The 22060-nt window shown below is 59.1% G+C and carries 24 protein-coding genes and 1 pseudogene; 17 read left to right on the forward strand and 8 right to left on the reverse strand.

Annotated elements, in window-relative coordinates; all coding sequences use genetic code 11:
- Position 1 precedes the first annotated feature (1 nt).
- The 4 genes from BSP75_RS20680 to BSP75_RS20695 form a co-directional block, all read right to left on the reverse strand.
- Positions 2-493, reverse strand: a complete 492-nt coding sequence (locus BSP75_RS20680; protein ID WP_083617278.1) for a hypothetical protein — start codon at positions 491-493, stop codon at positions 2-4.
- Complete coding sequence (locus BSP75_RS20685; protein ID WP_075114489.1) at positions 471-1592, reverse strand: conserved phage C-terminal domain-containing protein; 1122 nt, start codon at positions 1590-1592, stop codon at positions 471-473. The genes BSP75_RS20680 and BSP75_RS20685 overlap by 23 nt, the downstream gene beginning before the upstream one ends.
- Positions 1585-1881, reverse strand: coding sequence for a hypothetical protein (locus BSP75_RS20690; RefSeq protein ID WP_075114490.1), 297 nt, complete (start codon positions 1879-1881; stop codon positions 1585-1587). Before BSP75_RS20690 ends, BSP75_RS20685 begins: the two co-directional genes overlap by 8 nt.
- 76 nt (positions 1882-1957) lie before the next feature.
- Complete coding sequence (locus BSP75_RS20695) at positions 1958-2443, reverse strand: phage regulatory CII family protein (protein ID WP_253186658.1); 486 nt, start codon at positions 2441-2443, stop codon at positions 1958-1960.
- 370 nt (positions 2444-2813) lie between these two features.
- Here BSP75_RS20695 and BSP75_RS20700 point away from each other — a divergent pair, with 370 nt between their 5' ends.
- Positions 2814-3506: a S24 family peptidase gene (locus tag BSP75_RS20700; RefSeq protein ID WP_075114492.1), complete on the forward strand. Its 693-nt coding sequence runs from the start codon at positions 2814-2816 to the stop codon at positions 3504-3506.
- Between the two features lie 11 nt (positions 3507-3517).
- Here the strand turns inward: BSP75_RS20700 and BSP75_RS21950 are convergent, their stop codons facing one another.
- Complete coding sequence (locus tag BSP75_RS21950; protein WP_075114493.1) at positions 3518-4267, reverse strand: SHOCT domain-containing protein; 750 nt, start codon at positions 4265-4267, stop codon at positions 3518-3520.
- Positions 4268-5321: 1054 nt separating this feature from the next.
- On the opposite strand from BSP75_RS21950, the gene BSP75_RS20710 reads away from it, so the two are divergent.
- From BSP75_RS20710 to BSP75_RS21740, 6 genes are all read left to right on the forward strand, one after another.
- Positions 5322-5543, forward strand: coding sequence for a hypothetical protein (locus BSP75_RS20710; RefSeq protein WP_253186659.1), 222 nt, complete (start codon positions 5322-5324; stop codon positions 5541-5543).
- 37 nt (positions 5544-5580) lie between these two features.
- On the forward strand, positions 5581-6591 hold the full coding sequence (locus tag BSP75_RS20715; RefSeq protein WP_075114495.1) for a phage N-6-adenine-methyltransferase: 1011 nt from the start codon (positions 5581-5583) through the stop codon (positions 6589-6591).
- A complete protein-coding gene (locus BSP75_RS20720; protein ID WP_075114496.1) occupies positions 6588-7025 on the forward strand; it encodes a hypothetical protein in 438 nt (145 codons plus the stop codon). Before BSP75_RS20715 ends, BSP75_RS20720 begins: the two co-directional genes overlap by 4 nt.
- The gene (locus BSP75_RS20725; RefSeq protein WP_075114497.1) at positions 7001-7195 is read left to right on the forward strand and encodes a hypothetical protein; all 195 of its coding nucleotides are present in this window, start codon (positions 7001-7003) and stop codon (positions 7193-7195) included. Before BSP75_RS20720 ends, BSP75_RS20725 begins: the two co-directional genes overlap by 25 nt.
- Before the next feature lie 81 nt (positions 7196-7276).
- A complete protein-coding gene (locus tag BSP75_RS20730) occupies positions 7277-7534 on the forward strand; it encodes a hypothetical protein (protein ID WP_075114498.1) in 258 nt (85 codons plus the stop codon).
- Positions 7531-7725, forward strand: a complete 195-nt coding sequence (locus BSP75_RS21740; RefSeq protein WP_148140791.1) for a hypothetical protein — start codon at positions 7531-7533, stop codon at positions 7723-7725. The genes BSP75_RS20730 and BSP75_RS21740 overlap by 4 nt, the downstream gene beginning before the upstream one ends.
- On the opposite strand, the gene BSP75_RS20735 is transcribed toward BSP75_RS21740, so the two are convergent.
- Positions 7672-8865: a site-specific integrase gene (locus BSP75_RS20735; protein WP_075114499.1), complete on the reverse strand. Its 1194-nt coding sequence runs from the start codon at positions 8863-8865 to the stop codon at positions 7672-7674. The genes BSP75_RS21740 and BSP75_RS20735 overlap by 54 nt on opposite strands.
- A 183-nt stretch (positions 8866-9048) precedes the next feature.
- Here BSP75_RS20735 and BSP75_RS21340 point away from each other — a divergent pair.
- From BSP75_RS21340 to BSP75_RS20750, 3 genes and pseudogenes are all read left to right on the forward strand, one after another.
- Positions 9049-9210 (forward strand): annotated as a pseudogene (locus BSP75_RS21340) (exonuclease domain-containing protein); the annotation flags it as partial.
- Positions 9204-10586, forward strand: a complete 1383-nt coding sequence (sbcB, locus tag BSP75_RS20745; protein WP_075114500.1) for an exodeoxyribonuclease I — start codon at positions 9204-9206, stop codon at positions 10584-10586. The pseudogene BSP75_RS21340 and the gene sbcB, both read left to right, overlap by 7 nt.
- Before the next feature lie 156 nt (positions 10587-10742).
- Positions 10743-11243, forward strand: coding sequence for a hypothetical protein (locus tag BSP75_RS20750; RefSeq protein WP_075114511.1), 501 nt, complete (start codon positions 10743-10745; stop codon positions 11241-11243).
- A gap of 72 nt (positions 11244-11315) precedes the next feature.
- Here the strand turns inward: BSP75_RS20750 and BSP75_RS20755 are convergent, their stop codons facing one another.
- Positions 11316-13025 (reverse strand): alpha-galactosidase, encoded by a 1710-nt coding sequence (locus tag BSP75_RS20755; RefSeq protein ID WP_075114501.1) that lies wholly within the window; start codon positions 13023-13025, stop codon positions 11316-11318.
- Between the two features lie 161 nt (positions 13026-13186).
- Here BSP75_RS20755 and BSP75_RS20760 point away from each other — a divergent pair, with 161 nt between their 5' ends.
- The 3 genes from BSP75_RS20760 (at position 13187) to cdd (ending at position 15308) form a co-directional block, all read left to right on the forward strand.
- A complete protein-coding gene (locus BSP75_RS20760; RefSeq protein ID WP_075114502.1) occupies positions 13187-13543 on the forward strand; it encodes a CidA/LrgA family protein in 357 nt (118 codons plus the stop codon).
- Complete coding sequence (locus tag BSP75_RS20765) at positions 13540-14226, forward strand: LrgB family protein (protein WP_005333281.1); 687 nt, start codon at positions 13540-13542, stop codon at positions 14224-14226. Before BSP75_RS20760 ends, BSP75_RS20765 begins: the two co-directional genes overlap by 4 nt.
- Positions 14227-14423: 197 nt before the next feature.
- A complete protein-coding gene (gene cdd, locus BSP75_RS20770) occupies positions 14424-15308 on the forward strand; it encodes a cytidine deaminase (protein WP_075114503.1) in 885 nt (294 codons plus the stop codon).
- 134 nt (positions 15309-15442) lie between these two features.
- Here cdd and BSP75_RS20775 read toward each other — a convergent pair whose 3' ends face one another.
- Positions 15443-16828, reverse strand: a complete 1386-nt coding sequence (locus BSP75_RS20775) for a tryptophanase (RefSeq protein WP_075114504.1) — start codon at positions 16826-16828, stop codon at positions 15443-15445.
- 471 nt (positions 16829-17299) lie between these two features.
- On the opposite strand from BSP75_RS20775, the gene BSP75_RS20780 reads away from it, so the two are divergent.
- From BSP75_RS20780 to asd, 4 genes are all read left to right on the forward strand, one after another.
- Entirely contained in the window at positions 17300-17464 is a 165-nt protein-coding gene (locus tag BSP75_RS20780) for a DUF2256 domain-containing protein (RefSeq protein ID WP_075114505.1), read from the forward strand.
- Positions 17464-18984 carry a cryptochrome/photolyase family protein gene (locus tag BSP75_RS20785; RefSeq protein WP_075114506.1) on the forward strand — a complete coding sequence of 507 codons (1521 nt, stop codon included), beginning with the start codon at positions 17464-17466 and terminating at the stop codon, positions 18982-18984. Before BSP75_RS20780 ends, BSP75_RS20785 begins: the two co-directional genes overlap by 1 nt.
- A 155-nt stretch (positions 18985-19139) precedes the next feature.
- Positions 19140-20447, forward strand: a complete 1308-nt coding sequence (locus tag BSP75_RS20790; RefSeq protein ID WP_362859544.1) for a D-amino acid dehydrogenase — start codon at positions 19140-19142, stop codon at positions 20445-20447.
- 362 nt (positions 20448-20809) lie between these two features.
- A complete protein-coding gene (gene asd, locus BSP75_RS20795) occupies positions 20810-21922 on the forward strand; it encodes an aspartate-semialdehyde dehydrogenase (RefSeq protein ID WP_005345266.1) in 1113 nt (370 codons plus the stop codon).
- Positions 21923-22060: the final 138 nt, after the last annotated feature.

Raw genomic sequence — 22060 nt, forward strand, 5'->3', positions numbered from 1 at the left:
ACTAAATCCTCCCTGTCACTGTGACGCCGCGCTGATGCAGCGATGTCTGCAGGCTGGCGAGCTCGGCCGCCACCCGTTCAGCTGGTGCCGCGCCTTCGCGCTTCAGCACCCTGACCTCGGCGATCATCTCGCATGCCCGAATCGATATGGTTTGCCCAGTCTGAGCGGTAGGCTGAGCGGCCTGCATCATGCTCGCCATCAGCGCCTTCACCTCGGCAGGGCGCGGGGCGAACTGCCGATCGGCATCATCAGCCAGCTTGAGCACCGCTTCACGCACCAAGCCGACAGGGAACCCCTTGATGGTCAGGGCCCAAGCCTTCGCAGTGCCGGTGGCGTTGCTGTCCAGCTGGTTGGCATTGGCAGGCCAGTAAGCGATCATCATCGGGAACAGCTCGTTTGCCAGAAACAGGGTCAGCGGATCTGCAGCAACGTGCTCGGCCTGCAGAGCGCCTCGGTGCAGCACAGCCACCTCAGAGGATTGTGTTGTCGTCATAGCCGACTCCTGAGTTCGCCATGATGGCTTGGGCCTGTTTCTGGGCATTGACCAGGTTTGACATGGGGCGCTTGCGCTCGTAGCCCTCCCACTCGCCGTTCACACAGCGCGGGCGGCCGATGGAGTTCCAGCGCTTGGCCGCTGCCAGATAGCTCTCGAACTTCTGCGGGGCAAACACAGTCATCGGGCGAAGGTACTCGCTCATTTTCAGGTCAGCAGCCCAGTGAGCAGTCTTGAAGTCCACTACGAGCTGCAGGTCTGCGACCGAGTAGCCATCAGCCAGGCGGGCATTGATGTTCTGCAGGGCGGTAGGCTTGGCCTGATAGCGGCGATCAGCTACTGCGTTGAAGTGCGCCAGAACCTCCTTTGCCTCAGAGCTCACCACCAGAGTGACCTTGCGCTTCTGGTCTCGTTCGGTTTCGTCAGAAACCGGACAAGAGATCTGTTTAAGATCCTCTGTACTATCTGATTCTTTTACTTCTTGTTCTGTTGTCGTGACGGTCGGGGCCCCGATAGGCGCGACAGTCGGCGCGACAGCATCACCACTCAAGGCCGCATCAGCAAAGGCTTTGGGCGGGACGGTCGGCACCCCGATGTGTACCCCTATGGGTGCCCCATTTGTCGCGCCCTCAAACTGCTCTGTTGCGAATGACTCGCAATTAGAGGTAAACGGCTGCAGGGCTGCCTGATAGTCGTCGTAGTTGCAGATCTCGATGATGGTGCCCCAAGGGGTACCACGTAGTTCGAGCATCCCCTCTTTGGCGAACCAGCCAAGCAGGCGCTCTGTAGCCTTCTTGTCGAGACCTCGGCCGCGTTCGTCACACAGCTGCTGTCCAAGCTCGGTGGCACTGATCACCAGTTGGCCACGCATCAAGTGCCAGTCACGGCCCTTGTAGCGCAAACAGCCCGTCTCGTAGGCGGCCAGACCAATCAACCGCATCCAGGCTGCCAGCTTGGTGGCATTGCGGGCCCAGTCTGCTTGCAGCAACGAACGCCAGCACACCACATAACCACTGCGACGGTTGTCACTCATGTTGCTGCTCGCCTTCCTGTTGATAGGGGCGGCCACAGAGGCCGCCAGTCTAACTACATCACCCATGGCGAACCTCCTGCAGATGCTGCAGCAGGCATTGCAGATGGCGCTGGGCCTGCTCGGGGGTAACCGGGATCTTGAGCCCGCTTTTCAAGCTGCCGTAGACCAGAAAGGTGCCGCTGGTACCATCAACCAGGCGCGGCAGTACCTCGGGGATCACGTTGCGCCGGGTGGTGCCATTGCAGCTCCCGCACGATTTAACAGGGGGGTGAGCACGAGACCACGCATTAATCTCGTCCAGCTCCGCGGCATCCCACTCTTGCCCAATGGGCTTGATATCCGTATGATTTTCCATGTTCACATCCTCGTTCGATGCTTGGATGCTTGAACCATGGCCCCGACTGTTGACGCAGTGCGGGGCCGCCTTGTTTCTACTTGCTGGCGCTCGTTGGCAACTGCCGAACGTTGACTGCCGTGGTACTGATCAGCCCCAACACATGCTCTGCGACCTGAGTGCCGATCCGCTCAATCTGGCCGTGCTCCATCCGGTCGATAATGCCGTCAGCGCGAGCGTCGTGAATGGCCTGCATCAGCGAGCCAAACACCGCCTGTGCCAACAGCACCTGCTCAACCAGATCGTCATCACTGACGACGCCGGCAGGCAGCTCTACCAGAACCTTGCCGCGGCTGGCTGACCAGGCCTCAAGAATCGCGTTGTCACCGGTGAGTTCGGTGATCGCGACAGCCTCCGCCAGTGTGATGTGGCGATCGTCACAATCAGGATTGAGCTTCTTGCAAAACTCCCCAGGTTTGCGGCCCATCAGTCGCGCCAGCTCGCTGGCGTTATAGCGATGACCAATGCCGTAGGCAGCAGCCATCACATCAGATGACCGGAAAACTGCCTGAGCTTTTGCCATTGTGTCATTCCGTTGCTCTGTCATAGTTGTTCCTAACTGCTAGTTATTGCCGTTCAGCAAATGCTGATACAATCGCCCGCCCCTCATCAGTGAGGGGTAGAGCTGCAAGTTCAGATTGGCTCAAACCTTGCAGCTTGAGCTTGGGTACCCAGGTCACTGGGACCTTGCCTCTCCGGAACGCATTGCTTACCCCCTCGGGAGTAATGTCCAGTGCGTTAGCGAGAGCACTCTTGGAGCCAAATCGAGTTATCAGGGTATGCATGGCGTCCTCTGGTCTTTTTTACAGCTCAAATCATAACTCTTGGTTAGCAAATCTAGCAAGAGGTTAAAGTTAGCACCAGATCACAACATAATAACCGGACGTTAGGATATGGATGAGAAACAGACACAAATGGCGCGTTACGAAGCCGATAAAATGGCATTCGCCGAGCGACTCAACCTCGCTCTGGATGAACTTGGATGGCCACAGCGGGGCAGAATTGCCATGCTCAAGCGAACTCTTCGAGAGGACCTGTCCGAAATATCGGTGCGCAAATGGCTGAGAGGGGAAGGCTTGCCAGAGGTTAAAAGACTTGGTGAGCTGGCCAGGATCACCGGTAAGAGCGTGCAGTGGCTACTTACAGGAACCGATACGGGTGAAGGCAATGTCGAGCCTCAGCCATTCCCCATCTATCAGGTGCCACTTATTGCTTGGGTCAGCGCTGGCGAGTTTAGGGATTGCGGGGATGTACCAACCCTTGAAGAGGCTGAAGAAACCACAATAAGTCCGGTGCGCGTGGGAACCAGAGCCTATGCGGTTCGAGTGAAGGGTGACTCAATGGTCGCGCCGATGGGGGGCAAATCTTATCCCGATGGCACCATCATCATCGTGGATCCCGATGTTGAGCCGGCGCCCGGGAAGAAAGTCATCGCCCGTTATGGCAACGACATGACCTTCAAAGAACTGGTGATGGATGCAGGCCAGTGGTGGTTGAAGCCATTGAACCCGCAATATCCAATGCTCCAGGTTAATGAGGATGTCCACATCTGTGCAGTATTGGTCTGTTCGGTGATGATTGAATAGCTGCTTGCATCTTAACTTGCATTGCAATTTGCAAGCAGCTGCCCCTTGAGCAGCTCAAACTCCTGCTGGGTTATTTCGCCACGATCACGAAGCCACACCAATTTCCCCAGCTCGTCAGCGACACTGCCGCCATTCATCTTGGCAGCCGCTACCGCGTTACTCGCACACTGCTTGATGAGTGTTTCAACTCTTGCTACCCATATCTCTGCAGCTCGTCTTGCGTGCGCCACCACTGATGAATCAGCCCTGTGCTCACTTGCCAGCAGGGTGATAGTGACCAACTGAAAATCTTGGTCTGTGGTGGAGATCAATACCTCTATGCTTGCCAACGTACCAGTACTGATCTTCTTGGCTGTCAGGCCACCAAGCAAAGCCCCGACGCCTCCCAGCATCACGCCGCCGATCACCGCCCTCCCCAGCTGGCTTCCGCCCTTGGTCTTGGTGTGCGTTGCGCCAGCGGTTTCATGCACCTTCACGCCTATGACCTGCTCGCCCTGGATGATCTTGCGACAGTTGCGATAGCCATCGTAGTAACGAACCGCCAGTTTATTGCGGACTAGATCGATCCCTACCCCATTCCAGGCTCCTTCGGCCCAAGTGTGATAGGTGGCAACAAACGCCTCCAGCTGTTGCTTGACGGCCAACTGTTGCGACAGCTCTTCCCCGACGCTACCCAGCAGACTCGACCCGCATTGAGGGCAGACCCGCTCACCTTCATCAGCCAGAGCGAGGCAAGCGCGACACTCCATCAGTTCACTCATATGGACTCCCTCCCATAAAGAAATCCATTTTTGCACCAAATGAACCCATTTGAAAAAAAATCGACAAACTTAACTTTTGGCTATTGACCAAAAAAATAACCGATATATCCTAACCAAAAGTTAGGATATGTGTTCAGTGCGAAAGACGACCCCAGCCGGAGGGCCAGCGAAAACTGGCAGCGGTGGCAACATACCGCTTGGGAATATAACACCGGCAACCGGGCTGATTCACCTCCCCGCTCTCCCCTTGAAAGGTGTAATACGTGCCGATAAGGGTGACCGGAAAACAAAATCAGTGACCGGCTGGCAGCTGGAAAGACAGCGAAGTTACAGCGAACAAAGCGAGTGGCGGGTCTGACTCCCCAGCCACCCACCCGGTGAAAGGCCGGGACACAACTGGGATTGCATTGGGGTGGAGTGGAACCACGCTAAAAACCACAGCTGATTACCGCCCTGCATGGCACGGATTCAGTAACCAGTGCAATCCACAGTTGTGGTGATAACCATCCCATATGCTGCGAGCAGCCGGGAGGTGCCGATAGGAAGTGCAATCGTAGGACACCACAGCCAACCGATTTGACCACCCCAAGGAGGTGATCATATCTCCCACCGCAGGGTTACGCGGTCGCCTGGTCCCGCTGTGAAGCGCCACCCAGGCCCTCGCCGAGAGGCGACAGTTTCTAAATGGTAGGTCTGCCCGTGAGGGCGCACTGGTGCCGACAACAAGAACGGCTGACTCGCTGTGAAGCGCTCAGCCTCACCACAGGTGCAACGCATGTGGTTACTACTCCTGATGTTGATCTGGCTGCTCGGGCTGGCAGCTGACCAACAAGCAACACCAACCGTCACCTCCATGGCGGCGCCATCAAGGGCAGTTCCACCGCTCACGATGGCACAGGGCTCCAGGCCCTGCCAAACCAGCCCGACATGCTCTCTCCTGGCCCCGGCAACGGGGCCCTTATCCCACAAGCGATAGCGGCCCATCAGCGGGTCACGGACTCCCATTGCCTGTCGCTTGTGTGATGAGACCAGTTAAGGAATGGCGGAGGCATCAATGCACCCAAACGACTTTATTACCAAACACATCAAGGAAACGCTGGAGAAAGAACAATTCCCTCCCCATGCAATCTCGCTTGGTGTTACTGAAGCAAAACGCCATTTCGATCGGACACCCAGCTTTGCCAAGGGGAAGGTGTTTGATGAGTGCCTCAAAGCAGCCCGTGAAGTCGCAAAGGTTGCAAAGAAGGCGGTATCAGCCAAGAAGACCAAACCCTAATTCAGGGGACGGATTACAACTGATTGATGAGGAACACATGAATCATTACTCCGAGGCGCTGGCCCTCTTGCAAGCCCAGCCAGACCACGAACTCAAGCAGATTGGGGACCAGTGGCAAACCCCCAAGGCGCTGGCATGGGGCCTGTTCCACCAATTCGCCCCTACTCTGGGACCGGTGGTGCTCGACATGTTCGCCGACGATTGCAACTCCCTGTTGCCTAACTACTACGATGCCGAGGACAACGCACTCATCCAGGACCTGGCGGCAGACCTGCGCCGCCTTGGGGGGGCTGCCTTCGCCAACCCCCCCTACTCCCGCCCCTGCGTGGATAGCGACGGCAATGCTATCACTGGGATGGAGTCAATCCTCAACTACTGCCGCGAGCAGCGGGCTCTTGGTGCCAAGATCATGCTGCTTATCAAGGCCGCTACCAGCGAAACATGGTGGCCGGAGGATGCCGACTTTATCCAGTTCATCAGCGGTCGCATCGGCTTTGAGGTGCCGAGCTGGTACGTCCCGCGGGATCCGAAGAAAGATAAGCCAAGCTCCAGCGGTTTCGCCTCCGCCGTGGTGATATTCGATACCAGCTGGCAGGGGGAACGCCGCCCAGAGGCCAGTCTGCGCCGTGACGACCTGGTTACCACCGGTCAACTCATCCTCGACATGATCCACCGGCAGGCAGTAGCACTCAACGAAGAGGCAAGCCGGGCGATCGCGTCCACCAGCCCAGTAATTCCAGTGCCAGAAGCAAAAGTCATTGCTGAACCAACAGCATCGGGGCAACTCGCCACACTCATTACAGGTATTGAGCCACTCCAGGACTGGCAGCAATTCCCGGCAATCAAGGCAGTCATCTATCAGATTGATGAGGCCGAGCTACTCACTCCAGCCCACACCCGACTGCTCGCAGGATACATTCGAGATCTACTGGATGATGGTACCGATGAAGATCACACGCTCAGCCACGCCACACGGATGGCAAAGCATCTACTGAATCCGAATGAAGAACAGCTCATGCTGGCACTGAACGACGGGGAGGCAGCATGAGCTTAATCCAGCAGGTTGCAGAATGGGTACATTCTAGATCTGGGGGCGCTATCAGCCCTGAAGTGGCGATCGAGTTCTCCCTTACTGTCAGCGAGGCCAGTGTTGTGATGGGACAGATCCACAGAGAGTCCCGCTTCACTACCCGGGTTGAGCACTTCTGCCTAGTTGGAAATAACGGCAGTGGCCGACATACCAGCCGCCTCTATGTGGATGCAGTGAAGCCGCCGCAGTGGCGCAAGACCCCAGTCATTGGCACTTGCGGGGATCAGGTGGTCCGGTTCGATAGCGTCACCGACGCCGAGAACAAGGGCGGCTTTGTTAGGGTTGGCATCACTCGCTGCCTTGCCGGCCAGCAGGAGAAACATGGAGGGTACCGCTGGCAGATAGACACCACCAAAGGAGCAGGCAAATGCACCGCTACAACTACATCCTGAGCGCCACGACCGAACTGGGGTCTGCGCCGGATCGCCTGACCGGCACCATCGAGGCACACCACCCTATGACCCCACAACAGATCAGGTTGGCGGCCATAGAGCAAGCGCCAGCCCAATATCTCAACTTCAACGAGCTGGAATATCAGGAACGTGAAGGGGGAGTTGATTGAGCGGCTGGCCATCTTGGTTAGCACCACATTGTTTCTGGCCACTATGGCTGTGATGTAACAACGACTGTCCGGGAGGACACGATGGATATCAGACTCTACCAACGCAATTACCGGGATGACCTCAAGCAAGCCATCCAACAGGAGCAAAGCGCTAGCTACATCGATGCCGCCCTCTCCTACAAGAAGGCCCAACATCACGCAGCAAGCGCCAACATGTTGGACAAAGCAAGGTTTGCAATGGCTCGCCGTATTCATTGCCTCAAGATGGCTAATGACCCGCAATGGAAGCAGGTGAACTCCGAGTACCAGCAACGCTATCAAGCGATGGAGGCATTATGATTGAACCAATCGAGAAAATTGAACAGAAAGAGCTGCTGGTGATGCTTGGCAAGGGACGGACCGCGCTATATCACCTGCGCAATAAAGACGCCACGTTTCCCAAGCCAATCGACCACCAGCCATTGCGCTGGATCAAATCACACGTTATGGACTGGATTAACAGCCACAACCGGACTCAAAGCCACTCCTAGCTCACGCTGGAGGACTGACCACCAAAGCTCATAAGCTGCCCGTTGGTCCTCCAGCCAGTCATGTTTGTTGTAAACAGCCATTACACCCAGCAGAGCATGACCCAACATCACTTCGGTGATATGGGGAGCAACCCCCATTTCTGATAGCCTCGTAGATAGGGTTCGCCGAGCATCATGGATCCGCCAATGGGGGATCCCCAAGTTACTGCGTAAGCGGCTCACCAGCCGATTACACGAGTGGATCTCCAGAGGACTATTCCCCTCCCCTTGCCCAGGGAACAGATAAACAGAGTCCACCGACGCCATCCCAGCCCGTTCGAACAGTTGCTGACCTACTGATGTGATGGGACGACGGATAGGCTTACCGGTCTTGCTGATCTCCGCCGGCACCGTCCAGACCATAGACTCGAAATCCAGGTCTTGGCGCTTGAGCATTCTGGCCTCGGACAGTCGGCACCCATAGACCAGACAAAGTAAATGGATCACCTTGTTACCGGTACCTGCCCGGCTCGCCTCAATCGCTCGCCAAATCTTGGCAACCTCGGCTACCGTCAACACCCGGTGCCCGGTCTTAGCTGGCGCCCCGACATCCCGAGCTCGTAAGCTCATCATGTTGGGCACGTTGATCGTGCCCCGGCGGATATGCCAGTTGAAGCATGCTTTCAACCCGGTAATGACCGAACGGGTAACACCGGGTGCTCTTTCGCTTATGGCATCGAAATAGCTCAGCCACATGTCCATAGTAATCTGATTTAGGGGCTTGTCTGGTAACCGGTTCTTAACCGAAGAGAAGGTGTAACGGTAGTTCTTCTGCGTGCCTTCACGACACTCCCGCATCACATACTTCTCGAACCACTCTTCAAACAGAGCTGCAGGTGTAGGCTCTTCACTGGTTTTAACAATCTGCTCAGGGCCAGCCTTGATTTCCGCTGCCTTGATCCTGGCATCCCGAAGAGTCACCGCAGGGTAACGGCCAATCGAGGTTCTGACTTGTTTCCCATCACGCATATGACGCACTTGGAAGGTGATCAGCCCTTTAGGTGACACCCTTATGCCAAGCCCATCACCGTCAGTGACTTCGCTCTGGCCGGAGTATGGTTTACCATTGACGCCTCGCAGCCAGCTGTCTGTAATTGCCATAGCTCACCCAATAAAGTTTTGTACTAACAAAATACCATGTTTTGTACTTTGAGTTGTACTAATTGGACGGTGAACATAGGCAGACAGACACAAACAGCAAAGAATTTATTGGGTGCTCAGATAAAGCTGAACACATCATCAAGAACCATATAATCAAAAGCTTAGGCGATAAAACAAGAACACATGAGCACACCCAAGAACCAAACAACACAGCCAACATTCTACTTCCACGATTATGAGACCTTCGGCATCAGCCCCGCCAAGGACAGGCCGTCGCAGTTTGCCGGTATTCGTACCGATGCGGATTTCAACCTCATCGGCGAGCCGCTGGTCATCTATTGCAAGNTGAGACCTTCGGCATCAGCCCCGCCAAGGACAGGCCGTCGCAGTTTGCCGGTATTCGTACCGATGCGGATTTCAACCTCATCGGCGAGCCGCTGGTCATCTATTGCAAGCCGCCGGCGGATTATCTGCCGGAGCCGGAGGCCTGCCTCATCACCGGTATCACGCCGCAAAAGGCGATGAAGGACGGACTGTGCGAGGCGGATTTCATTGCCCAGATCCACGAGCAGTTTGCCACCCCGAATACCTGCGTGCTGGGCTACAACAGCATTCGCTTCGATGACGAGGTGACCCGCTACACCCTCTATCGCAACTTCTACGACCCCTACGCCTACAGCTGGCAAAACGGCAACTCCCGCTGGGACATACTCGACATGCTGCGGGCCTGCTATGCCCTGCGCCCGGAGGGGATCGAGTGGGCATTTGACGAGGAGGGCAAGCCGAGTTTCAGGCTGGAGAAGCTGACGGTGGCCAACGGCGTGGCCCACGCCAATGCCCACGATGCGCTCTCCGATGTGCTGGCCACCATAGAGATGGCCAAGCTGGTGAAAAAGGCCCAGCCCAAGCTGTTTGGCTATCTGTTTGAGCTTCGCAACAAGAACAAGGTCAAGGCACTGATCGACGTGGTGACCATGAAGCCGCTGGTGCACGTTTCCGGCATGTTCTCCCCCTGGCAAGGGTGCGTGAGCTGGGTCTCGCCACTCGCCTGGCATCCCACCAACCAGAATGCGGTGATCATGGTGGATCTCACCCGCGACCCTACCCCGCTTATCGAACTCACCAGCGAGGAGATCCGCGAGCGGCTCTACACCAAGAAAGAGGAGCTGGGTGATCTGGCGGGTATTCCGGTCAAACTGGTACACATCAACAAGTGCCCCGTGCTGGCGCCGGCGGCCACCCTGACCTCCGAGCGCGCCGACGAGCTTGGCATCGACCGGGAACAGTGCCGCAAGAGCCTGAACCTGCTGCGGGCTCACCCCGAGGTGCGGGAAAAACTGGTGGAGGTGTTCAATCAGGAGTTTGCCGGCAGCAATGACAGCGACCCCGATACCCAGCTCTACGCCGGCTTCTTTGGCCACGGCGACAAGTCCACCATGGATCTGGTGCGTGCCACCCCCGCGGATCTGCTGGGTGACCGGGAGTTTGCCTTTACCGACGCGCGGCTGCCGGAGATGTTGTTCCGCTACCGCGCCCGCAACTGGCCACACACCTTGAGCGAAGCGGAGCAGAAGCGCTGGCGCCTGCACTGCAGCGACTACTTCAGCCGCCGTCTGCCGGACTATGTGCCCCGTCTCGAGGCGCTGGCAGAGCAGAACCAGAGTAACGAACGGAACTTTGCGATTCTCAAGAGTCTCTATCGCTATCTGGAAGATTTATGAGTTGTGAGTAGTTTCACAATAAATCCTTCCCGCCCATCCCCTTCTTCAGGTCATAATGACGAAGGGGATTTCCCCAAAAAACCAATATCTTGCAACACTCAGGGCAAATGCCCCAAACGCAAGAGATCTGTTTGGCCGAACGGAAGCCATTTGCTGATGCCTCGTCACCACGCATTGCTCGGATTACTGACCCTGCTGCCGCTGGTAGCCAACGCCGCATACCGGTTCGATGTGCCGGACTATCTTGCTCGCCTGCCGGAGCAGACCTATCGCATCGTCGAACACAACTTCAGCAGCCTCTACCAGCAGACTGACTTCACTCCCCAGATCACCAACAGCTACTTCAACGGTTCCCATCTCTACAAGTTTGTCGGGGTGCCGCTGGCCATCAGTGCCCAGTCCGGTTTTCAGCTGGAAGTATTTGGTCAGGCCTATAACCGTGCGTCACAGGCGTATACACACCTGAGCGAGGATATGTCCCTCTATCGGGTGATGCGGGTTGATCTGATGGGGAACCCCAATGATCAGCTGGCCATCGGCTTCGGTCTGGGGGTACCCATCACCCCGTTGCTGACCCTCAAGGCGATCGCCTCCGGCAGCGACATTCCGGGCTACGGCTCTGCCAAATACGCCATCGGCTTTGAGTGGCGTTACTAACCGCTGACCACTATTAATTGAAACAATTCAGGCTCCGTGATGGAGCCTGAATTGTTTGTGGTGACGCGGTGATCAGGTGTAGCGGATCACCCGCCCCTCGCCCCCTTGCAGGGTCACGGTTGTGCCGACAGCCTGCCCTTGCCAAAAATCGGTTCCCCCTTCCGGCAGCAGAAACTCTTGTGGTTGCCCCTCCCAGTTGAACAGGCAGAGCAGAGTGCCGCCCTCTGGCAGGCTTACTTCGCCGCAGGCAAAATCCATCGACTCGAAACGGGCAGAGGGGGCCCGGGCCGCACAGAGCTCAAGTAGCTTGTGCAGTTGCGCCGCCTGCTCCTCATCGAGATCTTGCAGTCGATCACCGGCCAGCATCATACCGCCACTCGCCACCAGCGCAGCCAGATGAAAGCTGTATTCCGCCTCGCTCGCCTGCTGGCTCGGCAGATCCCGCAGGCAGATGCAGTCGGGGTCGAGGGCCCAGAGCTTGTCATTTTGCCAGGCGCGGCAGAAGGCCTCGCGGGCAATCTGGCGATAGCGATGGCCATTGCGCTCCACATCGTCACTCACCCGCATGCCGTGCACCAGGCCAAGGCTCGGCCAGATGGGAGCGTTGCAACCGAGCAGGAAGGCACCTTTACCTGCACCACGCAGGATGGCGGCCATGCCGCGCCGGTAGGCTTCAACCCGGGTGGCAGCCGGATCGTGGAAACGGCCACCGTGGATGGCGCCCCAGAAGTTGGCATCGAGCTTGAAGTAGTGGATGCCCCACTGCTCACGCAGGGTACGGAACACCTGCTCGAGGTGCGCCTGCACCTCGGGGTGAGTGCCGTCCAGCACATACCAGGGAGTGCAGCGCCAGCCGCCATAGGTAACCCGTTCGGAAGGGAGCGGCAGGCCGTCATCCCCCTTCACAAACCAGTCGGGGTGATCCAGAAACACCTGCGAGCTTGGTTCGGCAATAAAGGGGGCGACCCAGAGGGCAGGCTCACAGCCAGCCTGTTTGATCTCGGCAGCCAGTGAGGCCACCCCTTGCTCAAACTTGGCCGACGGGGTGAGCCAGTCGCCCATGTTGGCCTGATAGCCGTCGTCGATCTGCACATAACGCAGGGCCGGGAAACGCTCGGCGCGCACCTGCAGGTTTTCGCGAATATCGGCAGCGCTCACATCCGCGTAGTAGTGATACCAGGAGCACCAGCCGTTCGGGCGCTCACTTACCTTGCCGATCAGCGAGCCGTGCTCGGCCTCGATCAGCTGTGCCAACTCGGCCAGCAGATCCTCGCGCTCCGCCCCTTCGAGGCAGATCAGCGCCTCGCTCTGCCAGTGCTCACCGGCCGCGAGTTCCCGCCCTTCGCAGTTCATCAGGATCTGCAAGCGACCATCCGGGTAGAGGCGAAACTCCCCGCCAAAACGGTGGCAGCTGGCAAAGGCAAGCAGCAGCCACCCCTTGCCATGCTCCACCAGCAGCAGGTTGTGAATGGTGTGGTAGCCGTTGTCATCGGTGATGCGATAGACGCTGGCATCAGGACAACGGCCAACATGTTGCGGTGATTGCCAGCTACCCATGGTCTGGGCCAGCATCTGGAATCCTTCGCCATAGATGGCGCTCTCCACCGGCAGGCCAAGCTTGCCGTCAAACAGCACCCAGCGGTCAACTGATGTGGCATCAGAACCGGTGTTGTCGAGTCGTACCCGGCACAGAGGCCCTTCCCACTGACGGGTTTGCAACAGATGGGGTGGCAACGCGTTATCGTTCGCCAGCTGGCGAACTCGGGACAAGAGGGATGTCATCACTACTCCTTGTAGTTCGAAAAAGGGTTCTATCAGGGACCTTTCAAAAAATGCCAATCAAATCAGCTTCAAATGAACTGATTTCAGTTGTTATTGTTTTAATGCCGCGACCCGGCCTCTCTGGTAAACTGCGATTTTTCTTCCCAGTCGATGAGGCTCACGTGATCGCGCAACGCGCCTTGCTGTACTTTCGTGACTTTATGGTCATCGTCGCCTGCCTGCTGGCAGGCAAAACCGTGGCAGCCATCCTGCCGTTTGCCTTTCCCGGCAGCATCATCGGCATGCTGCTGCTGTTCGTGCTGCTCTCCCTGCAACTGATCAAGCTGCACTGGGTCGAGCTGGGCGCTGGCTTGCTGCTGCGCCACATGGGCGTGCTGTTCGTGCCGGTTGCGGTCGGACTGGTGGCCTGGCTTGAGCCCTTGCGCCAATCCTTCGGCGTCATCATGCTCTGCATCGTGCTCGGGATCGTGCTGATCCTCGCCACCGTCGGTCGGCTCTACCAGAGGATGAACAAATGATCTTCTGGCTAGCGATTCCCCTGACCCTGGCGCTCTATTTCGCCACCCGCGCCCTCTATCGCCGTCTGCCCTGGCCCATCATCAATCCGGTGCTGGTGCCGACCGCGGTGATCATCGGCCTGCTGCTCTGGTTTGATCTGCCCCTTGAGCAGTACGAGCGCGGCAGCAGCCCCATTACCATGCTGCTGGAGCCCGCCGTGGTAGCGCTGGCGCTGCCGCTCTATCAGCAGGCGCGCCAAATTCAGGCCAAACTCAAGCCCATCCTAATCTGTACCCTCGCCTCCGTCTTGATCTCGGTGTGCACAACCCTGCTGATCGGTCACTTTATGGGCACAGATCCGGCACTGCTCGCCTCATTGGCCACCAAATCGATCACCACCCCGCTCGCCATGAGCGTCAGCCAATCCATCGGCGGCATTCCCGCCATCGCGGCGGCCGTGGTGGTGGTAGTGGGGATTGTCGGTGCGCTGATCGGCTACCCGCTGCTCAAATTGCTCAAAGTAACCGACCCGGAAGCGCAAGGGCTTGCCATGGGGGCCTGTGCCCACGCCATCGGCACCGCCACCTCTGCCGAAAAGGGGATCACCCAGGGTGCCTTTGCGTCGCTGGCCATGGTGGTGTGCGGGATCCTCACCGCGGCCGTTGCGCCCCTCCTTTTTGCCATCTATCACTGGCTGATCTGATCACCCCATTGACCACCTGTTGACCATTCCGAGGGGCCTGCTGGCCTCTCGGGGTGCGACCTGCCGCACAATTTGCACAAGACAAACGTTTCCATTACCATCCCCCTCCGTTTGCCCATCAGGGCGTGAGCCTGCTCACACATTTACCCGAGCTTGCTCCCTACAATGGCCGCCCAATTGGCCTTTGAGGACACACTATGCATCCCCGTTTTGCCAAGCCATTCGATACCCTCTCTGCCCCGCTCAAAGCAGCCGTGCAGCCCATGCTGGATAGTGCCGACTTCAACGCCCGCTTCACGCCGGAGCAAGTCGCCACACTGAAAGCCGCCACAGGTCTCGATGATCGCGCCCTGCGCCTCGCCCTGTTGCCGCTGGCCGCCGCCTGCTCGGTGGCGCCCATCTCCAAGTTTTATGTCGGTGCCATCGCCTGCGGCCTGAGCGGCAGCTGGTACTTCGGTGCCAACATGGAGTTCTCGGGTCAGGGTCTGTTCCACTCTGTTCACGCCGAGCAGTCCGCCATCTCCAACGCCTGGCTGGGTGGTGAGACCGGGATCTCTGAAATCACCGTCAACTACACCCCTTGCGGCCACTGCCGTCAGTTTATGAACGAGCTGAGCACCGCCAAGATCCTGAAAGTCTCTCTGCCCGATGACTTGAGCGCCCTGCAATCCTTCCTGCCCCACTCGTTCGGTCCGGCGGATCTCGACATCACGGATGCGCTGATGAGCCCGCAGGATCACGCAGAGCTTCAGCTTCAAAGCGAAGACCCGCTGTGGCAAGCCGCGCTTGCCGCCGCCCGTCAAAGCTACGCCCCCTATAGCCAGGGCTATGCCGCGGTGGCGCTGCAGTTTGCCGATGGCCGCATCTTCTCTGGCCGCTACGCCGAGAACGCCGCCTTCAACCCCAGCCTGCCGCCGATGCAGATGGCCTGCGCCCATGCGGTGCTTAACGGCGAAGATCTCGCCACCATCCACCGCGCCGTACTGCTGGAGAACAAAAACGGCCAGATCAGCCAGCGTGACTCCGCCCAGTCCACCCTCAAGGCGCTGGGCTCGGTCGAGCTGGAGTATCAGGCGGTCTGATCCCGGCTTCGCCTCGATAAACGAAAGCCCCCGCACCTTGGTGCGGGGGCTTTTTTACTGGGATCTATCACAGGAGTCTGCCCTTGATCTTCACGGCTTGGCGCGGTTGATCACCCCGTCAAACCGGTTATTGATCAGACAGGCTTGAGCCGCGCAGTGAAGTGGCGCAGCAGCGGCGGCTCGTAGTCAAAGGTGAGCCCGCGAATCTCGCTGGCCCGCGCTTTCACCGCGATCAGGCAGTCGGCCACATAGTCCATGTGATCCCGAGTGTAGACCCGGCGCGGAATGGTGAGACGCAGTAGCTCAAAGTCTGCCGCCTCTTGCTTGCCGGTAGCGGGGTCACGCCCCAGCAGCAGTGAGCCTATCTCCACCCCGCGCACGCCCCCTTCCAGATAGAGCTCGCAGGCGAGCGCATGAGCCGGGAACTGCTCGGCTGGAATATGGGGCAGCAGCTTTTTGGCATCGACAAAGACCGCATGGCCGCCGGTGGGGGTCTGGATAGGGATGCCCGCCTCGGCCAACCGCTCGCCGAGATAGGCCACCTGACTGATGCGATAGGTGAGATACTCCTCATCCATCCCCTCCCGCAGGCCGATAGCGAGCGCCGCCATGTCCCGTCCGGCGAGGCCACCGTAGGTGACGAACCCCTCCATCGCCACGCAGCGCACCTGTACCGCACGGAACAGGTCGAGATCCTCTTTAAAGCAACAGAGCCCGCCGATATTGACCAGCCCATCCTTCTTGGCCGACATGGTGAAGATGTCCCCCAACGCGAACATCTGGCGCACAATCTCCTTGATGCTGCACTTCGCATAAGCCGGATCCCGTTCCTTGATAAACCAGGCGTTCTCGGCAAAGCGGGCGGCATCGATCACCACCGGAATGTGGTGGCGACGGGCCAGCGCCGAGACCGCCTCCATATTGGCCATGGAGACCGGCTGGCCACCGGCGCTGTTGCAGGTCACCGTGATGATCACACCGGCCACGTTGTCGGCCCCCAGGGTTTCGATAGTGTCGCTCAGGCGACCGAGATCAAAATCCCCCTTCCAGGCGTAAGGGGCCGTGGTGTCGAGAGCCTTCGGGGTGAGCAGGTTGATGGCACGCGCCCCGGCCAACTCAACGTGAGCCTTGGTGGTGTCGAAGTGGTAGTTGGAGATAAAGACCGGCGCCTTGCCCTTGCAGCGTTTGACCAGTTCGGGAAAGAGGATCTGCTCCGCCCCGCGCCCCTGGTGGGTGGGCATCACATGCTGGTAGCCAAAGATCTCGCGCACCGCGCGCTCGAGCTCGACGAAGTTGCGGCTGCCCGCATAGGCCTCATCCCCCATCATGATACCGGCCCACTGGCGATCGGACATGGCACCGGTGCCGCTGTCGGTCAGCAGATCGATATAGACATCTTCGGCCAGCAGCAGGAAGGGGTTCCAGCCAGCGGCCTCAAGGGCGGCGCGGCGCTCGGCGCCAGTGGTCTGTTTGATGGGTTCGACCATCTTGATACGAAACGGCTCGGGTATACGACGCATAAAAGACTCCTCACCGGCGCAAGGCCAGCGTGTTTAAATCAGGGATTGGCAAAGAGGCCGGGGCGATCAGGGTCGTCCGGCTGACAAATTCAAACGGCGGGTGCCGCCAATCAGCGGTGAGGAAAGTCGAAGGTGAGAATGGGATCCCGGGTATACCAGTGGGCGAGCAGGCAAACTGCCCGGGGCGTAGCTGTCATGATTGGCATCACTCCCCTCCATATCGGTTGTAAACAGTCGGTGGCCAATAAGATCCATTGATAGGTGCTGCCAACGGGCAGCCTCGCCACGTTAACGGCAGGTTAATTTTCAAACAAGGGGCGCACCGACGGGCTGTGCGCCCGCTCACAAAGTGCGCACTCACTCGACCCGACGCGATTCTCGATGATCCACGAGGCGCCCCGCTTCGTTAAGCTGTTATCCCGTTGAATTGACCCCGTTCACGCTACCTCGTTGCCCACAGCTGGAAGACCCATGCATCGCAAACCCCATCTGCCCGAGAAGATCTGCCCCGTCTGCCAACGCCCCTTCAGCTGGCGGCGCAAGTGGGCACGCTGTTGGGAGGAGGTTCGCTACTGCAGCGAGCGCTGTCGCCACGCTCGTCACAGCAGGCAGCAACCTGAGGAGGAGCGAGTCTGATGGAGCTGCGCCTTGTCCTCGGCGATCAGCTAAACGCCGGTCACAGCTGGTTTCGCACACCGGATCCGGCAATCTGCTATCTGATGGCAGAGCTACGGCAGGAGACCGACTACTGCCGCCACCATCGCCAGAAGGTGCTGGCCTTCTTTGCCGCCATGCGCGCCTTCGCAGCGGCACTCACCCAAGCGGGCCACCGCGTCTGTTACCTGACCCTCGATGAGAGCGCCCGCTGGCCCGACTTACACGGCTTGCTGGAGGCCCAGCTCGAAGCACATCAGGCCAGCAGCTTTGCCTGGCAGAGCCCGGACGAGTGGCGCCTCGCCAGCCAGTTGAAAAGCTGGGCGGCGGGCCTGGCCATCCCTGCCACTGAGGTAGATAGCGAGCATTTTCTCACTCCCCGCGATGGCTGGCAGCGCTATCCCCACAGCCGGATGGAGTTCTTCTACCGCGCCCTGCGCAAACAATACAAAGTTCTACTTGATGAGCGCGGCCAACCACTTGGCGGACGCTGGAATTTTGATGACGAGAATCGCGCCAAACTGCCGGCGAGCCAGCCGATCCCGGAACCTCTCACCTTTGCCAACGAGGTAAGCGAGATTGATGCCATGCTGACCCGCCACGGGGTCAGCACCATCGGCGAGGCAGATGCCAGCAGACTGCCGTGGCCCATCACAAGGCGCCAGAGTCGCGAGCTGCTGGCCCATTTTCTGGCCCACTGCCTGCCGCACTTTGGCCGCTATCAGGATGCCCTGAGCGAGCAGGGCTGGAGCCTGTTTCACAGCCGCTTGTCGTTTTCCCTCAACAGCAAGATGCTTCATCCGCTTGAGGTGATCCGCGCCGCCGAAGCCCACTGGCAGGTCAATCAGGCCACCATCACCTTGGCGCAGGTGGAGGGCTTTATTCGCCAGATCCTCGGCTGGCGCGAGTTCGTTCGCGCCCTCTACTGGGAAAAGATGCCCGACTATCAGCGCAGCAATTTTCTCGGGGCCAACCGGCCGCTGCCCGACTTTTTCTGGAGCGGTGAAACAAACATGGCCTGCGTGCGCCACGCCATAAACCAATCCCTTGAGCACGGTTACGCCCACCATATCCAGCGGCTGATGGTGACAGGCAACTTTGCCCTGCTGGCGGGGATCGATCCTGACGAGGTGGATGCCTGGTATCTCGGTATCTATGTGGATGCCATCGAGTGGGTCGAGCTGCCCAACACCCGCGGCATGAGCCAGTTTGCCGACGGCGGCCTGATGGGCAGCAAGCCCTACGCCAGCAGCGGCGCCTATCTCGAGCGGATGGGCCACTACTGCAAGGGGTGCCATTATCAGGTGAAAGCCCGCCACGGCGACGGAAGTTGCCCCTTCAACAGCCTCTACTGGCACTTTCTCTGGCGCAATCGGGACAAACTGGGCGGCAATCCCCGCCTCGCCCTCCCCTATGCCAATTGGGATGGCCAAGCCGCAGCGCAGCAGCAGGCCATTCTGGCGACAGCGGAGCAGTACCTGATCAAGCTGGAGCAGTTGTAAGCGGGCCACGCCCCTGACACATGCCCCTGACAACAGCGCAGCGATTTACGCTGGCAATCAGGCGTGCCATCGCACCAAACACCAGCCTGTAACCGGCAAGCAGACGGAGATCCCAATCCTGCGCAGAGCGGTTGAATATCCTGTGGCGGCTGATTATGGTGGTGGCCACATCAGGAGATCAGTCAAGGAAAGACGATATGGAGATATTGGTTCTCGGTGGCGGCGTGATTGGGGTAACCAGCGCCTGGTATCTAGCCAAAGCGGGTCACAAGGTGACCCTGCTGGAGCGGCAGAGTGGCGTCGCCCTTGAAACCAGCCATGCCAACGCCGGGCAGATATCCCCGGGCTATGCGGCCCCCTGGGCGGCCCCCGGCATCCCGCTCAAGGCCGCCAAGTGGATGTTGCAAAAGCATGCCCCCTTCACCGTGCGCCCCACCGCCGACCCCTTCCAGCTGCGCTGGATGCTCAGAATGCTCGCCAACTGCACCCCGACCGCCTATGCCACCAACAAGGGACGCATGGTGCGTCTGGCCGAATACAGCCGCGACTGCATGAAGGCACTGCGTGACGAGTTGAGCATCGATTACGAAGGGCGCCAGCTCGGCACTCTGCAGCTGTTTCGCAGCCAGTCCCAACTCGATGCCAGCCAGCGCGATATCGAGGTGCTGGAGGAGTATGGCGTTCCCTACCAGTCGCTGGATGCCAGCGGCTGCGAAGGGGCAGAGCCTGCACTGGCGCGGGTGCGCGGCAAGATCGTCGGCGGCTTGCGTCTGCCCGGCGACGAGACCGGCGACTGCTTTCGCTTCACCAAGGCCCTTGCCCTTGCAGCCGAGAAGCTCGGGGTCAAGTTCGTCTTCAACTGCGATATCGACGAGATTGAGGTTGCCCGGAGCCGCGCCGTGGCGGTGCGGGCGGGCGAGCAGCGCTATCGCGCCGATGCCATCGTCTGTGCGCTCGGCAGCTATGCCACCGGTTTTTTGCGGCCGCTGCTGCGCCCGCTCGGGCTGGAGCTGCCGGTCTATCCGGTCAAGGGCTACTCCCTCACCCTGCCGATGATCAACGCCGACGCCGCGCCGCGCAGTACCGTGCTCGACGAGACCTACAAGGTGGCCATCACCCGCTTTGACGAGCGGATCCGGGTCGGCGGCATGGCGGAGCTGTCGGGCTACAACCTCGCTCTCAATCCCAGACGCCACGACACTCTGGCGATGGTGGTGGGGGATCTCTTCCCCGAGGGGGGCGATATCAGCCAAGCCGAGTTCTGGACCGGCCTGCGCCCCATGACGCCGGACGGTACCCCGCTGGTAGGGCCGAGCCCCATTCCCGGTCTCTGGCTCAACACCGGCCACGGCACCCTGGGCTGGACCATGGCGGCCGGTTCGGGTCAGCTGTTGTGCGATCTCATCAGCGGCAGCGAGCCCGCCATCAGCGACGAGGGGCTGACTCTGGCCCGTTACGGCTAAGCGCCAACGCTGTCGGGCTATTTCACTTGCCAACTACGCCCTCAGACAACAGCAGAGGACGTTCTCAACCACTTTATTGACAGGCCACCGCCATAAACGGTGGCCTTTTCGTCTGATGTTGACCTTCTCCCTGTCCGCCTGTCGCAGCTACGCTGTCCCTGCCGGTTAATGCAGCAAACGGCACAGAATATTGCGCAATTCGACTTGCGCAAGCCGCCACAATCCGTAATGTGGATAGACGCATTTTTCGCAGCGCATATTTTTTAAATGGCCTGTAAACCGCTTGTAAAACAGGCATCGCCAGACAAGGGGTTACGGGTGTCACCGCGAGTTTCTTTAGCAGCAATCCAGGGTAGGACAATATGAAAAAAGTAGGTTTGGTCGGTTGGCGTGGCATGGTGGGATCGGTTCTGATGAGCCGGATGCAGGAAGAGCAGGATTTCGCCCATATTCAACCCACATTCTTCACCACCTCCCAGGCCGGTGAGGCCGCGCCCAACTTCGGCGTCGATGCCGGTACTCTGCAGGATGCCTTCGATATCGAGGCGCTGGCCAAGCAGGATATCATCATCACCGCGCAAGGCGGCGACTACACCAAGGATGTCTACCCACGCCTGAAAGCCGCTGGCTGGCAGGGTTACTGGATTGACGCTGCCTCCTCCCTGCGGATGGAGAAAGACGCCGTCATCATTCTGGATCCGGTTAACGGGGACGTCATCGAGCAGGCCCTAAACGATGGCATCAAGACCTTCGTTGGCGGCAACTGCACCGTCAGCCTGATGCTGCTGGCCCTCGGCGGCCTGTTCAAGGCCGACCTGGTGGAGTGGGTCAGTGTCGCCACCTATCAGGCTGCCTCCGGTGGCGGTGCCCGCCATATGCGCGAGCTGGTGACCCAGATGGGGATGCTGCGTGATGAAGTGGCGGTCGAGCTGGCGGATCCCGCCTCCGCCATCCTCGACATTGAGCGCAAGATCACCGAGAAGACCCGCTCCGGCACCCTGCCGGTGGACAACTTCGGCGTACCGCTCGCTGGCGGCCTTATCCCCTGGATCGACACCAAGCTCGACAACGGCCAGAGCCGTGAAGAGTGGAAGGGTCAAGCCGAGACCAACAAGATTTTGGGTATCGAGAACGCCGTCATTCCGGTGGATGGTTTGTGCGTGCGGATCGGCGCCCTGCGCTGCCACAGCCAGGCCTTTACCATCAAGCTGAAAAAGGATGTGCCGCTGGCGGAGATCGAAGCCCTGCTGGCCGCCCACAACGACTGGGTGAAAGTGATCCCCAACGATCGCGACATCACCGCCCGCGAGCTGACTCCGGCGGCCGTCACCGGCACCCTCAGCATTCCGGTTGGCCGTCTGCGCAAACTCAATATGGGCCCCGAGTATCTGGCTGCCTTTACCGTGGGTGACCAGCTGCTGTGGGGCGCCGCCGAGCCGCTGCGCCGCATGCTGCGTATTCTGCTGGCGCGCTAATCCGCCACAGCAGCAGAAACAACAAGGGCGGGGAGTCACACTCCCCGCCCTTTTTCATTGGCTATGTCCCAATTACGTGTTGAAAGGCTAATCTTGAAGTAGGCCATCACCTTGAGGTCTACCATCATGGATACCCCA

It is taken from the genome of Aeromonas sp. YN13HZO-058, from assembly GCF_001921245.1.
Lineage (GTDB): Bacteria > Pseudomonadota > Gammaproteobacteria > Enterobacterales > Aeromonadaceae > Aeromonas > Aeromonas allosaccharophila.